The organism is Leptospira borgpetersenii serovar Javanica, from assembly GCF_003046425.1.
GTDB lineage: Bacteria > Spirochaetota > Leptospiria > Leptospirales > Leptospiraceae > Leptospira > Leptospira borgpetersenii.
Window position 1 is genome coordinate 1 of record NZ_QAJG01000029.1, and the last position, 15,408, is coordinate 15,408.

The window sequence follows — 15,408 nt, forward strand, 5'->3', positions numbered from 1 at the left end:
CGCAATCTACAGCTAAGAGGAAAAACTCCTCAAGTGATGATAACGGCAGTTTCAAGAGAGTTATCCGGATTTCTTTGGGCAGCAATGAATCTTGTAGCCTAAAGTTAGAGTAATGTTCATCCAATGATTGAATTCGTTAGAGAAGATGTACGATAAAGGAGGAATACTTGTTGGCTCAGTGTTGAAGCAAATTTGAATTTCAAATTTGACCTTCGTTTTTAGACTAAGAACAGCTCCCGATGTATAGATTATCCTGCGGTATCCAACCCGCGAATATCAGTCTGATCAATCGTCGCGAATGCTTTTCTCTAACGAGTTAAATTATTGGGTGATTAAAAAAAATGCGAAAAAATATTTACTGCTCCGGATGGGGGCGCCATATCAGAGCCGGTCTCAAAACCTTAGGAATGTAAGAACTATTACAATTTTAAACGACGGGAGAAAACCGCCAATGCGATGGTTTCTGTGGGAATTCCGACGTTTTTTAAAAACTTGCCGGATCGTTTAGAGATATTTTTCTTCAGGTTTTAAGACCGGCTCTTAGTCTACTTTAATTTTAGAAGCCAAAAGAATCGCACGTTTACGAAGGGAGGAAATTCCTTCTCCTTTTGTGGAATAGGAAAGGGCGATTCCCATCCTACGATAAGGTCTTGTAATCGGTTTTCCGAAAATTCTAAAATCTGATTCGGGCATTTCCGATGCGATATCTAATCCTCTTACTTCCGGAATTTTACCGTCCGTACTCGCAAGAATTACTGCGCTTGCACCCTTTCTTTCTTGAGTGATTTCGGGAATCGGAATTCCTAAAATCGCACGAATATGAAGTTCAAACTCGTTGAAGTTTTGCGTTCCGGATAACGTGACCATACCGGTATCGTGTGGTCTCGGAGAAAGTTCTGAAAAATAAACTTGATCTTCAGTTAAAAAAAATTCCACGCCCCAAATACCGAAACCTGTTAGTTCTTTTGTTACTGCTTCCGCCATTCTTTGTGCTCCCTTCAATTGAACTTCGGAAATTTCTGCCGGTTGCCAACTTTCTTGATAATCTCCTCTTTCCTGCCTATGACCGATCGGCGGACAGAAAAGCGTTTTGCCATTTTTCTGCGTAACTGTTAGAAGTGTAATCTCCGATTTGAAAGAAATAAATTCTTCCACGATAATTTCCGTAGCGCTCGTACGGCCTTTAGTTTGAGAAGCTTTCCATGCTTTGGAAATATCTTTCGGGGATTTGATGATTGACTGCCCTTTTCCGGAAGAAGACATGAGAGGTTTAACTACACAAGGAAAACCTAATATTTTGGTTGCTTTTACTAGTTCTTCTTCCGAAGAAGCATATAAATATTTTGCAGTGAGAAGTTTTAAATCTTTTGCTGCCAAATCACGGATCGATTTCCGGTTCATTGTGAAATTAGCGGCTTTAGCAGAGGGAACTATCTGGTAACCTTGTTTTTCATATTCGTAGAAACGTTCGGTTCTAATCGCTTCGATTTCGGGAACGATTAGATCCGGTTTATGTTTTTTTACGACTTGATCCAGAAGGTTCCCATCTAGCATGTTGATGATTTCTTTTTCATGAGCAACCTGCATGGCAGGCGCGCCGTCATAAGAATCAACGGCAATTACGTATTGCCCTAGTCTTTGTGCCGCGATGACGAATTCTTTGCCGAGTTCCCCGGATCCTAAAAGGAGAATTTTCTTTTTCATAGGTTTTATCGGCAGACTGAAAGAAATATTCGAAAGATCAAAAAGAAAATCTTAATCTGTCTCAAAAATTGCAATTACATCATAGGATAACTTTCCGAGGGGAAAAAGGGAAATGCAACTGAACGCTTAATAGATTAATAGCCCAATTGAAAAAACTCCGATGTATAGTATGTTGGATCTGACAGAAATTTTTAAGTTCATCATTTACCGATTCAATCATAGTTCTTTTTCCTGAAGGAATTTTATCAACTAAGGGCATTAATTTAACGTGAATTCGATATGAGAAAGTTTGGGCGAATGATTCGCGAGCTGAAATTAAAGTGTTGGTCTCTAAGAATTGCAGCATAATAATCGCTTTCGCATTTGTTATGCTTAACTCATGTTATTATAGTATTCCTACATCTTAGGTTTTAAGGCAAATTCTAAATTTCTGTGGTGGCGTATAAAAATAACATTAAAAATCAAAAGTGAATTCTTGTACAAATGCTGGAATTCTCACAAATCACTATTCGCCTACTTTAATTTTATTTCCTAAAGGTCGTTCAGTATATTAGAATTATTATGAACGATGATTTCGAACCTTCAAAAAGGATCTTCGTTTTTATTTGTTTCTACAAACGAACACCTCATTATCCGATTCTATAAGTTTTAAAATACATTATGATTTTCTAAATATTTTTGTTGAAAGCAGCTTCGCTTTTGAGTTTTTTTCTACGGTATGCATTCGGATTAGTTCCGGTGAACTTTTTAAATTCCATATAAAACGTGGATTTGGAGCTGAACCCAGCGCGGCTCCCGATTTCCGAAGTTGTTTTTTCTGGATGATCTAAGAGAAGTTTTTTGGCTTCTTCGATCCTGTATTGATTGATTAGAGAGGGAAAATTATTTCCAAATTCTACGTTGACGATTTCTGAAAGTTGGTGAAGATTTAAGCCGAGTTCTTTAGCTATATTTTCTTCTTTTAAGGATTTTTGAAGAAAAACTTTCTTCTTTTCCAAAAGGTCCTTAATGTTCTGAACGACTTCGTTCACGTTTAAAGAACTTGTAATAGATTTTCTAGCCTGTGCGGATTCTTTTTCCACTATTTCTTGGTTTTTTCTTCGATTAAAAAATTCGTTTAATGAAAAACTTACTAAAATCGAATGAAAAGGAAAAAAGAGTACGACTCCGAACACCGAAAAATAATTAAACGGATAAAAATCAAAATGGAAAATCGTTTTATATGTATCCAAAACCAAAAATATGGCCCAAGATGTTGTGTAAAGTAATCCGATTGAAGAATTGGAACTGAAGAATTGATAATGAACTCGAATAAAATAGAAAAAAGAAAGACCGACAGTCGCGACTAACAGAAGAATTCTATGGTCATACCAAGATTGCAAGAGAGGAATTAAAGAATATAAAATTCCAAATGCTCCTGCAATCCAAAAGAACACCGAGCGGTAAACTTTCTTCTGATTGGCCTTGTCGATCGCGAACAGATATAAAAATAAAAACACGTAAGAGGTTCCGAGAAATAAGAAATAGCTGTGTCGAAATAGATTATTTGTGTTGCCGAAAACTTCCGCAAAAGTACGTCCATGAAGGAAGTAGAAAGTGAGGATGACTGAAAATACGTATAACGGGAAAAAAATGAAAGTCGAATTCTTGAATCGATAATAACCGAAAAAAGAATAAAGAACTGCAAACCCAATAATTCCGACGATCGAATAGGAAGTGATGAATTTAAGCCTTTTGTGAAGTTCGAATTCTTCTAAACCCATAATCCGAATTCGGTAATTGATATCCTCGTTTGATAACACAAAAAGATAAAAAATTCTATTTTCGTTTGGCTGCAAATCTATCTTAAAATGTGGTAAAGTTGTGAGAATCTTTTCATCCGTTGTAGGATTTGAATAACCCGATTTTACGGAGACGAATTTTCCGTTTTTATCAAAAAAACAAAGTTGAGTATCGGGAACATTCAACCATCCGAGTAGAAGAATTCTATTCTGAATTGTAGGTTCAGAATTTTGAACGCTGAAGCGTAACCAATTTCCGAAAGAAGTTCTTTTTACTCTGAGAACGTCGGCTGAAATCGAATGCCATTCTAAATCTTCTAACCCATCGATATGATTTGGGGAACAACCTGCAAATTTCTGATCTCTATATCGATATTCGATAAGAGAACTGATATTTTTTGAAGAAGTATCTTGATCGAGTAATACTACAGGTTCGGTATGTGCAAAAATTGAAGAAAAAGAAATGCCAAATATCAAAATGAAAGTTTTAAAATTTGAATTCTTATACATCCGTTCAACGACCTTTAGTATCGTATATGACCAAGAGAGTAATTAACGTGAATTCGATATAAGAAAGTTTGGGCGAATGGCTCGCGAGCTGAAACGAAAGTGCTTCTCTTTATGGATGCAGCATGATAATTGCTTTCGCATTTGTTATGTCGAATTCACGTTAATTATTCTTTTTAAAAATACTTCCGAAATAAATTATTTTTTTTACAAAAGCTCGGATTTTCTATATTCTAGAATGGATCAGATTTTTTCGGAAAATCTCATGCGTACCAGCACTTTTTTAAAATCTATTTCTAAAAAAGAATCCTCTTGTTTTTAAATCTAAGTTTTTTCTATCCTGTGACAATAATTTCCGGTTTTATAATGTTCAACAGTTTCTTGATTTAAATTTTTTCCTTTCCATTTTTTAGAATAGGAAATTTCAATTCAGAGTTTACCCCAAAAAATTTAGAGCTGGTCTCAGAATCTGTCTCGGGACCCATAGAAGTCGCCGTGGCACTAAGTTTCTTCGAAAACTAGTGGAAGCGAGACGACTTGAGTTTAACAAAAGTGTAGGAACTATTACAATCTTAAATAACAGGAAAAAATGTCAATACGGCATAATCCGTAGGAAACCCCCACATTCAGAAGACTGATGACAGTGTCGTGGCTGTGCCGCTCCCACAGAAGACAGTTTTGGGAAAACTCTTAGTTCCTTCTGTTGGTTTTGTGGTTAATGCTTATTTCAGGCCAAAGAAGGGCGCCATTTTGTCTAAGGAAACTTAAAGTCAGCCTCAAAAACCGAAAACTCCCACAAAAATTAACAACAATAAAATTTATTTAAAAATCATAAAATCCCCCAAGAGACGTAATTTGTGGGAACTACCACATTTCATTACAAACTTACTGAATGATTGCAGTCAATTTATCATTTTAGAAAAGACTTTAAATTCCGAAACAACAGTCGGTGGAGTATTGCCGGACTTATAATTTAATATATGGAAGTTGCATATAGGTAAAAACCTATTCAAAAATTCTATAATTCAATCCTCAAAAACTGTTTTGTAATACGATAGATGATTTATTTGATTACCCAAGCTGTTATGAAATGGTGAAAAACGACTTTACTTTTAAACCTTTTAGAGGAAATCCCCGGTCTCGATTTAGGCTTTTTATTTGTCGTTAAAAAATTATAAGAGATCATCAAAAATTTGTAAAAACTCAATTTTTTAAAAAGTGATTGTCCAATTTTATAATCTTGGAAAGTCTATTCTGAACAGGGGTTTAGAAAGTAGGCTTTTATTTCTTTCCCTTTAAATCCATAGATTATTGCTATTTCGTTTGAGGTTTTAATCGAAGTCACGATATTCTTAAATCACGAAGTTGGCTATTATGGACACGCGCGCAATTTTAGAAAATGTACTAAATCCACCGGTATTATTTTTCTTTCTCGGTATGGGTGTGGTTTTTTTCAAATCAGACTTGGTTATCCCCGAATCACTATCCAAGTTCTTTTCAATGTATCTTCTTTTTGCCATTGGTTTTAAGGGGGGACACGAGTTGTCCAGAACCATCTTTACCCAAGAACATTTTTTCACTTTAATTGCTTGTTCGATTATGGCCATTTTGGTTCCGATATATGCATACTTCATTTTGAAAATTAAACTTGATAAACATAATGCTGCCGCTTTGGCCGGTTCTTTCGGGTCTATCAGTGCGGTCACTTTCGTAACCGCGGGCGCATTCTTACACAATCTCAAAGTCGAATACGGTGGCTTTATCGTTGCGGGAATGGCTTTGATGGAATCTCCTGCAATCGTAATTGCAGTGGTCTTGGATCGTTTGAATAAAAATAAAATGAATGGCGGAGGTGGTATCAACTGGAAAGCATTATTGCATGAGGCTCTTTTTGGTTCTTCGATTTATCTTTTAGTTGGAGCATTGATTGTAGGTTATATCACGGGTGATTCCGGTTGGAAAGCCGAGAAGGTGTTTGCTGACGACTTATTCAAAGGTATTCTTACGTTCTTTCTTTTGGATATGGGAATTTCCGCAGCTCGTAGATTCAAAGAACTTGCTCATGTCGGATTCTTTTTGATCGCAACTGCTATTGTTTTGATGGTTGTAAATGCAACGGTGGGTTTAGTTCTTACTAAAGTCATCGGAATGCCTGTTGGAGATGCTCTTATGTTTGTTGTTCTTTGTGCTTCCGCTTCTTATATTGCGGTGCCTGCCGCTATGAAAGATATGATTCCCGAAGCGAACCCGAGTATTTATCTTACAGTTGCACTTTCTATCGTATTTCCGATCAACATAATTGTCGGTATTCCGCTCTATTATTATTTCGTGACTTTAACTTAAGGAGAGGAAATCCAGATATTTTCTCGGCGATTGTTTTGAAGTTTGTTTTGAAAACTCGAATTTTCTACTACCAAGGAGATTCAAAATTTTTTGTATTTAGGCATCCTTTTTGTGTGCTGAAAAACTCAATATCACGGTTCTTTGAGCTCGTAATTTTTTCTGCCGAGCACACATAGGGGCGAGTTGCTTGAGAGTTCTGTACTATAGATAGATTTTCTGAGTTATTGATTTTCATAGCAGTCGTCAAGAGGGAGTTCATATTTGATGCTCGGATTCTTGTGTAGATTCTTTCTTGAAAAGGTTTAGAATCTGTCCCAAAACTAGAACAGAACTTTGCAGTTTGATCTTTCTGACGCGCTGTTAATATAAAATTTTGCGATATTCATTCTCTAAATAAAAATGAAGAGGTAAATCAGATGATTTCGAATCAAAAAAAGCACACTACAAAGATAATGTTTATTCTATTTTTTCTTTCTTTCCTTTTTGAAAGTGAGATTTTGTTTTCTCAAGCTACCCCAACAAATTCAGAGTCCGTTATTACAATGGAACCGAAATCTACGACGGAGGAGAAATCGGATAATTTTGATTTTGTTTCTCCGATGAAAAAGAACGGAATTAGTGCGGAGTACAATCGACACATGTTTATCGATCCGGATCTCTCTAAGACGGTAAACAAATATTCAAATAAACTTTGGATCAATGACTGGATTAAATTAGGTTTTTATTTAAGACCTAGATACGAATCCAAAAATAATCTCAATTTTGATAAATCCAACCACGCTTACACGGATCGAATCATGCAGACTTCTGCGCTTTATTTTCTCATCGATCCAAATCCTTATGTGACTTTTAAAATTACCATTCAAGATACCAGAGTTTGGGGTGGCGCATCTCCCGCGAATGTCGGGGACATTCGTTCGGGATTTTTCAGCAATACTCCAACTCTTAGTTCGGATCCGAGTATTCCGGGTAAACCGAATAATTCAATCGCTCCTAACAGTACAAGTATTAGAGAGGCCTTTGTAATGATTCAAAAACTTCCTTTAGAAGCTAAAATGCAGGTTGGTCGGCAGATTTGGGCTTACGGTGATCAAAGGATGATTGCTGGAGGAAATTGGACGATTAACGGTTTGTCCTACGACGGTGCCCGAATTATGTTCGATTACGAGCATTTCAGTTCTCACTTTTTTGCCGCGAGACCTTATTGGACTCAAAGTGGTGTGAACGGGGTTCTTTCTTCCAACGATCCAAAGGTCAATTCCACTTCGGGAAACACAAACCCTTCCGCTTCTCAATCGGATACAACTATTTTTGGTACGTACAATACGTTCAAAATCTTGAATGAGATAGTTTTAGATGTTTATAATATAGACGTAGTCAAGAAGTGGATTCCTCAGACGACTCCTGCTTCCACCGTGGATGACGTTCTTGCAATCAATCGTAAAAGGCAAAATGATCAACTTTATACCACCGGTTTTAGGTTCACTAATAGAACCAATAAAAACAACCTTCGTGAAGGAAAGGCTTGGGATTGGACCATTGAAAGCGCATGGCAGAACGGTTACAACGGTCAGAGAATTCATAAACGATTTTTAGGTTATGATCTCCCGGGTACGGTTGAAGGTGTAAATCTTGCCGATATGAGAACCGAAAGGATTAAGTATTCCGGTCATTTTCATGTCGTTCAAAGTGGTTATACCTTTCTGGAAAAGTTAAGGCTGGGATTACAATATATGTATGCCTCCGGCGATAATAACCGAGCGGATGGAAGTTTTTCCACTTTCCAAACTCTCGTGAACTCTCGTTTCGGAGTAATTCCTTATTGGAACAACGTAGCTGGTCTTTCTGAAAATATTGATATGAAGAATTTAAGCTCCTGGAATATGAACCTTACTTACAAAAGCAACAAGTGGGGAATGTTTCAAATAGCGTATATCATCAACGACAAGGTTCAGAAAAACGACGCTTGGTATGCGATCAACGGAAGTGCGAACTCAATCGCAGGTTCTGTAATTTCTTCTCCGGTAGCAATGTCAACTAACGCGTCTGGAAGTATTTCTTCTGCGGGTTCGACGGAAAATTATACGGGAAACGCTTTCACACAATCGTATTCTATGGGTAGAAACATTTATAACGAATTGGATCTAACTTGGATATTTCAGGGGAACGATAATATATCTATTTGGGCAGGTGCGGGTTTTTTGATCGCGGGAAATTCGATTCGAAATTATAGGAACAGTCCCTTGTTTTACAATAGAACAACGAACCAGTTTGAATTGAATACTGCGGCGTTGATGAAGCAGCATACCTCCGAAAAATACGCGAGTGTATTCTTCTTTCAGATGAACGCTGCGCTTTAGCAAAAAGGAGGCTTAATCAGCCAATGATCATTCTATCTTATTTGATAGTTGTAATGTCTCTTGCTGTACCCTTTTTAGCGGCAAAAGTGCTCGGTAAGGATTTTTTCGGACAGGATACGGCTATATTTATCGGCCTTACTCTTCAGACGGTGTTGGGAATGATAATCTCCGTTTATGTTCACGGTTATGAGCATCGTAAAAGAACAACCATTCTTTTGGGCTACGCTATATTCTTTCTCAGTACTGGACTATGCTATTTAGTTGGTAAAACTTTATGGCTGATTCTCTTTTGGGAATTGTCCACGGTCAGCGCTTTCCTTCTTTATCAGGGAGGCAAATGGACTCCGAATTCCATCAAAAGTTTTATTGCGTTAGTCGTTGCGGGTGGGGTCGGAGCTTTTTGTTTTACGTATTGGATTTATTCTCCTGAAGGCCAGTTCGGAAATATTTTTTTGGTTGCCGGTCTTTTAGTGAAAGCGGCATTTTTTGGATTTCATTTCTGGCTTCCGGAAGCTCACTCCGGATCTCCGGCTCATGCGTCTGCCGCTTACTCGGGAATTTTGGTAAATCTTCCTTTGATCCTTTTTCATCAGCTTGTGGCTCCTTGGCTTGGTAATACTGTTTATATCAAAATTTTGATTCCTTTAGCAGGTTTCGGAGTACTTTGGGCGGGTTTATCTTCTTTATTTTCAAAAGATGCTAAGAAGGCGCGATTGCTTATAGTACTGTAGAGAATATGAATTTTCTATTTCTCTGTATTCTTCTTTCCGCGTTGTGGAAGGACAGCGAAGTGGAAAATTTAAAAGTACTCAGCAGATCTTTTTCGTTTCTTTTCATTCTTTCTTTGATCCATCATAGTATCAGTAAGACGTTTCAGTTTCTTTCAATCGGGTACCTTACCAAAATATCAGGTTTTTCGAATGTAGATCAAAACACCGGTGTCGGAAGAGTTTCCGGGTTACCGTCTTCGTTGTTGAGTTTAGGGACGATCAGTTTTCTCGCGATTCCGGGAACGACCGGGTTTCTTTCTGAAGCGACGTTCGTAAAGTTGGTCGCGGGAGTTTTGGAAATTCCAGGGCAAAGCGCGATTCTTGTTCTTCCACTTCTGATTTTAGTTTCTTCCGGTTTAGTTTTAGGAGCGGCGGGACACTTGAGAATTTTTTTGGGAATGGTTTTGTCCAGACCGAGAACCGGATGGTCTGAAAACAAACCTTTTCGCTCCGTATTCTATTCTATTTTTCTGAGCGGTGCTTTGATCTTAGTCGTCTCCTTTGGAATCTCCGCCTATGCGCTGTATTATTCGCCAACTACAGAATGGTTGGACGAACAGTGGTATAGAAGTCTTGCAATCGTCAATTTTGTTGGACTTGGAATGATCGTTTTTGTGGGAATTATAGGTTTCAGAACAAAAATTGCCAAAAGGAAACTTTGGGATTGTGGCGGTAATTACGGCGGCGCGGACGTTGCGGTTCCTTCCGACGGAATCTCGGATCCTCTTTTCCCTTCCCTGGGAAGATATTTTACCAATGAAGAAGGGAACTCTCGTTTAGACGAAGGGATACTTCAGGGAATTATAAAATTCTTAAATACTTTTAAGACGAGAGTGAACGAGGCAGATGAAGAATCGATTTCGATCAACCTTGCATTTTCGTCCGTAACTGTGGTGGTCCTTCTGTTTGTGATTATCGGTCTGAAATTAACCGAGGGGGATTTATGGAAATTATTCTTAAATACTTTGATCCGATAATTCGAATAGTATCGTTTTTTGCTCTCCCATTTTTATGTGGAGGACTTGTTCAAAAGATACGTTCTTATTCGCAAGGAAGAAAGGGCGCTCCTGTTCTTCAAATATTCTACGATACTTGGAGAATGATTCGTAAAAAACCGGTGGATGGACCCTTTTCCGGGTTCTTTACGGAAGCGTCCCCCCTCATAGCTTTTTTGGCGGGGCTTGTAGTTTGGAGTTTGGCGAGTTTCGAATGGGGGTCGTTTCTTCTTATTCCATTCCTAATCGGCGTTATGCGATTTGTGTTACTCGCCTATTCTGTAGAAAACGGCACTTCGTTTGCGGGAATGGGGGCGGCCAGAGAAATAATTCTCTATGTGTTTTGTGAACCGATCATGATCCTCGTTCTCGTGGTGTTCGAATCTCATCTCGTGTTCAACGCGAATTTTGCAAGTCTTGCGTTCGGCGGTCTTTTTTTGTTGGGGACCTCTTTGGTAATTTTAGCTGAACTTGCAAAACCGCCGTTTGACGATCCGAGAACTCACTTGGAACTTACGATGGTTCACGAAGCGATGTTACTTGAAGCGTCCGGAAGCAGAAGGGCCCTTTTCGAATTGGCGCAGCAATTTAAAACAAGTTCCTTGTTTCTTTTTGTCGCAAAGATGGGCGTTTATCACGGGGAATTCTTTTTAAGTAGATCGGTGCCTTCGTTTTGGCTCGATGTGGTTGCGACCTTGGGTGCACTTTTTGTTTCCATTTGTGTCGGTTACATCGAAGCGAATAGTACTCGAAGAAAATGGCTTTGGATTCCCGAGTTACTCGGCTTGAATTTTATCTTTATGCTCTTTTTGGGTATCCTTCTCAAATTAGGTTGATCCTAGGGAAAGTTTTATGGGAACAGAATTCAGTTATTTAATTCTCCTTTTACTGGGGGTAGTGATTTTACTTGAAAACCGTTTGAAACGACTCGTGTTATTGCTTGCGTTTCAGAGCGTGTTTCTTTTGGTTCCGCTTTTTGAAGATGGTGGATACGGAACTCACAGTTTATTTCTAGCCGGAATGATCATACTTTTCAAAGTAATTCTTACTCCTTGGATTCTTTATTGGACGGCGAGAAGAACCAATTCCGTAGAATCAACGTTTCCGAAAGTGGGGTATATTCCAACATTTGCGCTTTTAATGGTGGGGGCAGTCGTCGGATTTTTTATATTAGGTTTTACTAAATTTCGATTCGGTGAAGTGAATCAGATGTCTTTTCTTTATACTTTTCTTTTGTTGTATGTGGGAATGGTTGGGTTTGTGGTTCGGCGCCATTGGGTTGGGGTGATCGCTTCCTTTGCGGTTTTTGAAAATGGAACTTTCCTTTTGACTCAAATTTTGAGGACGGAACTTCCCTTGGGAATCGAATTCGGTTCTTTCTTAGATGCGGTTTTTATCATCGGCGCGGCCGCGACTCTTAGAATTAGTATGGAAAGTTCTTCGGAGAACGAAAAAGAAGAGGCACCGGTATGAATCTTCTCGTTTTGAACGGGATCGGAGTGATGGTTTTATTTCTGATTCTCCTTGCCTATATTTTAGCGCCTACCAGAGGTCAAAAACAAATTGCAATGTGGTCCCTTTTGATGATTCTCTGTGTCGGATTAACGTTTGCGGCATGGAATTTGGAAGGGTTTGCTCTTCAATGGGTATTGATCGAAGCCACAACTTTTACGGGAGCGTTGCTCGTATCTTCGAGTCGAACTTCCAAATCCTTTCCGATCGCTTGGAAATTTCTTTTAATCAACTCTTTCGGATTGGGAATCGCATTTTTAGGAATCATCATAGTCGTCGCCACGTTACGCGGCATCGATCATCCGGTTGAAGTTTTGGCGGGCAAGTTATCCGAACACCCGGAAAATCTCTGGATTGAAATCGGGCTTTGGCTGGCGATTTTCGGTTACTCCGCAAAACTCGGACTCTTTCCTAATCACGTTTGGGTCGTGGATACCTACGGCGAAAGTCCGAGTCAAATCTCCGCACTGATCGCGGCGTTTGTACCGGTTGCGGTAAGTTACGCCTTACGCCCGTTCATTCACATGGATCATCAATTGTATCCGACCACTTTCAGCGCGGCGGATGGATTGTTGATTCTAGGAATTATAACAATGTTACAGAGTATCGTCGCGCTCTATCAGAGGAACGATTTGAGAATGATGACGGCGAAGGTAGCTTTGTTTCACAGTGGTGCGATCGGAATTTTTCTTTGGATGGATCTTACAGATTCAGTGTTTAATTTTGTGATGGCCGGAAATATCGTAATGAAATCTGTCCTATTTTTAACGATGGGGATTGTGAGAATGGATGCCGGGAAAAGGGAGTTGAGCAAAATTTTTCTTTCCGAAAAAATCAATAAAAAAGCGTTGTCGCTTTATACAGCTTCTTTGTTCGTCGCCTTTATACTTCCGGGTTCTCCGATTTTCGTAAATGATCTTTTACTTTTAAAAGTAGGCTGGGCCCAAGGTCAATGGTTTGTGATTACGGTGCCGTTTTTAGGATTGATCTTTTTCGGAGTACTACTCTACAAAACGGTTCCTCTTTTTAATTTGGAAGATCGTCCGTTTGTAAAGGAATTTGCCGGAACATTACAGATCCGAATGACCATTCGCTTTTGCTTTTTATCATGGTACTGGGTCTCGGTATTTGGGGTTTCTATCATCTACTGCAAGGAGAATTTTGAATGCGTAGCGTGACTGGTTTATACCCGAGAAAAGGCAAAAAGGGTTACAACCGCTTTTGGCTTACAAGTGACGGAATAGAACATGAAATCGTAGAATATTCCGAAAAGGAAGCCTTTGAGGACACCGCGAATCCGATTTGGATTCTCAGACATTCTCTTGGAACCGACCAGGGAGAAGAGGATTATTCTTCTTATGATTTCGAAAGATATATTACGGCGGACCGCAAAACCGATCTGGAAAAATTCGTAACTAAAAAAGGTATTAAGGATTTAGTATATAAGGGATTAAAGGTGCCGATTCCCGCGAGTCATTATTCTCACGCGGTTGGACCGATTCATGCGGGAGTGATCGAGCCTGGGCATTTTCGTTTTATCGTAAAAGGAGAAGAGATTCGAAATTTAGACATTCGACTCGGTTTTCAAAAACGGGGTTTAATCGATTTAATCAAGGGAAAAGGATCGAAGGATTCTTTTCCCTATGCGGAAGCCATTTCGGGAGATAGTACAATTGCTTATGCGATTGCGTTTTCCAGAATTTTCGAGGAAGCACAGAAAATCTCCGTTCCTCAAGAATTGGATTTTGCAAGGCTCGTTCTTTTGGAACTTGAAAGAATTGCGACTCATATCGGAGATATGGGTGCGATTGCAGGTGACGTAGGTTATTATCCTTTACAAGGTGTTTGTTCCTTGCAAAGAGGAGTTCCTCTTGGAGTGATGGAGGCTTTGACCGGGAATCGTTTCGGAAGAGGAGCGTTATCTCCAGGTAAGATCGTTCTTAGAAAGGGACTCAACCGTGAAAAATTAAACGAACTCGCAGAAAGGATTCGCTCGGTTACTGCGGATGTGGTCGCACATTTTGAACGTGCTGCGAACGTTTCTACGAACCGGGAGAGGTTGCAGTCCTGCGGGATAATCCGGCAAAAGCAAGTTAGGCATCTTGGTTTTATAGGAATGGTGGAGAAGTGCACGGGGCTCAGCAGGGATCTTCGTAGTTTAGAAAAATCGTATATGTTTAGCTCTCCGATTTCTCTTGAGTTGAATCGAGATCATATGAAAGGGGACGCATGGGCAAGGTTTTATTTACGTTGTGAAGAATTGAAAAACAGCGGTAAATGGCTCATAGATGCGATTCCTAAATTAGAAGCCGCTTTTTCCCTGAAATTTGAAAAAGTTCCGTCAAAATCCTCTGTCAAAAAAGGAACCTATTATTCCGCAGTGGAAGGATGGAGAGGACCGGTGCTAGTATCCTTGGATTTGGACGCAACCGGCTCTATTGAAAACGCTTACATCAGGGAAGTTTCCGTTCCTAATTGGCATGCACTTGAGTTAGCGGTAAGGGGAGAATATATCGGAGACTTCCCGTTGAATAATAAGTCCTTCAATCTGAGCTATGTAGGAGTGGATCTATGAAAATTATATTCGAGATAATGAATATAATTCGTCCTGCAAAAACGATGAATTATAAAAAGGTTTTACCCTTCAACCCGAACGCGAGGGGAATTCCGATTCCTGTGTTGTCTTCCAATGAGTCTTGTCTTTCCTGCAAGTCTTGCGAACAGGTATGTCCAACTCATTCACTCAAGATTCATTCTAAGGATAAAATGAGTTTTGATTACGGAGCTTGTCTTCAGTGCGGAAGATGTTCCGAGTTTTGCTCCGATAAAAAGATCATCGATTCCGGTTTTGTTCACGTATATTCCACCGATCGGGAAGCGTTAAAAGTAACGTATACCAATGGAATGCCGGATGAAAAACCGGAAATGGAAACCGAGGAAGTAAAACGATTTAGAAAAACTACAAAAAAAACCGGATTTCAGTTTAGGGAGGTCGCTGCTAGCGGAAATAATACGACCGAAGCGGAAATCAACGCAAGTTTTAACGCCCTTTTTGATAGTGAGGCGAGTAAGATTCGAGTCGTCGCTTCCCCAAAGCATGCTGATGCACTTGTCTATTCAGGGCCTGTGGGACCGAACATGGAAGAGCCGCTTAATACGGCTTGGGAAACGATGCCTTCTCCAAAAGCTCTTGTGGCTTGCGGTTCGGAAGCGGTTTCAGGTGGGCTTTTCAAACTTGGTAAACTTCCGAAAGAACCTGACTTGTTCATTGGAGGAGATCCTCCTCGTCCGGATGTGATTATTTCCGCGTTTCGGTATTTGATGGGAACCAGAGAATTCTCTTTCACAGCGGAATTGGTAAAGTTCGTTCAAAATTTAAAGAAAACCAAGTAATTTAAAATATTCTAATATGCTCGAAAACTGAGCCGGATTTAAA

At 39.4% G+C, this 15,408-nt stretch carries 8 protein-coding genes and 3 pseudogenes; 8 read left to right on the plus strand and 3 right to left on the minus strand.

Translation table 11 applies throughout. From position 1 onward, the window contains the following. Positions 1-540: 540 nt before the first annotated feature. The 3 genes and pseudogenes from purT to CLV95_RS16315 form a co-directional block, all read right to left on the minus strand. Complete coding sequence (gene purT / locus CLV95_RS16305; RefSeq protein WP_268914406.1) at positions 541-1,713, minus strand: formate-dependent phosphoribosylglycinamide formyltransferase; 1,173 nt, start codon at positions 1,711-1,713, stop codon at positions 541-543. Between the two features lie 70 nt (positions 1,714-1,783). After that, a pseudogene (locus CLV95_RS16310) lies at positions 1,784-1,969 on the minus strand (transposase); the annotation flags it as partial. 403 nt (positions 1,970-2,372) lie between these two features. Next, positions 2,373-3,995 carry a helix-turn-helix domain-containing protein gene (locus CLV95_RS16315; protein WP_002735062.1) on the minus strand — a complete coding sequence of 541 codons (1,623 nt, stop codon included), beginning with the start codon at positions 3,993-3,995 and terminating at the stop codon, positions 2,373-2,375. Between the two features lie 1,371 nt (positions 3,996-5,366). Here CLV95_RS16315 and CLV95_RS16325 point away from each other — a divergent pair. The 8 genes and pseudogenes from CLV95_RS16325 to CLV95_RS16360 all read left to right on the plus strand — a co-directional run bounded on the left by CLV95_RS16325 (position 5,367) and on the right by CLV95_RS16360 (position 15,365). Next, positions 5,367-6,335, plus strand: a complete 969-nt coding sequence (locus CLV95_RS16325; protein ID WP_002734919.1) for a sodium-dependent bicarbonate transport family permease — start codon at positions 5,367-5,369, stop codon at positions 6,333-6,335. 416 nt (positions 6,336-6,751) lie between these two features. Further along, complete coding sequence (locus CLV95_RS16330) at positions 6,752-8,695, plus strand: alginate export family protein (protein WP_016561360.1); 1,944 nt, start codon at positions 6,752-6,754, stop codon at positions 8,693-8,695. Between the two features lie 23 nt (positions 8,696-8,718). Then, positions 8,719-10,442 (plus strand): annotated as a pseudogene (locus tag CLV95_RS16335) (proton-conducting transporter transmembrane domain-containing protein). After that, on the plus strand, positions 10,409-11,296 hold the full coding sequence (locus tag CLV95_RS16340; protein WP_002725587.1) for an NADH-quinone oxidoreductase subunit H: 888 nt from the start codon (positions 10,409-10,411) through the stop codon (positions 11,294-11,296). The pseudogene CLV95_RS16335 and the gene CLV95_RS16340 overlap by 34 nt, the downstream one beginning before the upstream one ends. A 16-nt stretch (positions 11,297-11,312) precedes the next feature. Continuing rightward, a complete protein-coding gene (locus tag CLV95_RS16345; protein ID WP_002725590.1) occupies positions 11,313-11,933 on the plus strand; it encodes a membrane protein in 621 nt (206 codons plus the stop codon). Further along, a pseudogene (locus CLV95_RS16350) lies at positions 11,930-13,137 on the plus strand (proton-conducting transporter transmembrane domain-containing protein). The gene CLV95_RS16345 and the pseudogene CLV95_RS16350 overlap by 4 nt, the downstream one beginning before the upstream one ends. Beyond that, entirely contained in the window at positions 13,138-14,547 is a 1,410-nt protein-coding gene (locus CLV95_RS16355) for a hydrogenase large subunit (RefSeq protein WP_002725573.1), read from the plus strand. It begins immediately after the preceding pseudogene. Then, positions 14,544-15,365, plus strand: coding sequence for an NADH-quinone oxidoreductase subunit B family protein (locus CLV95_RS16360; RefSeq protein ID WP_002735061.1), 822 nt, complete (start codon positions 14,544-14,546; stop codon positions 15,363-15,365). Before CLV95_RS16355 ends, CLV95_RS16360 begins: the two co-directional genes overlap by 4 nt. Positions 15,366-15,408: the final 43 nt, after the last annotated feature.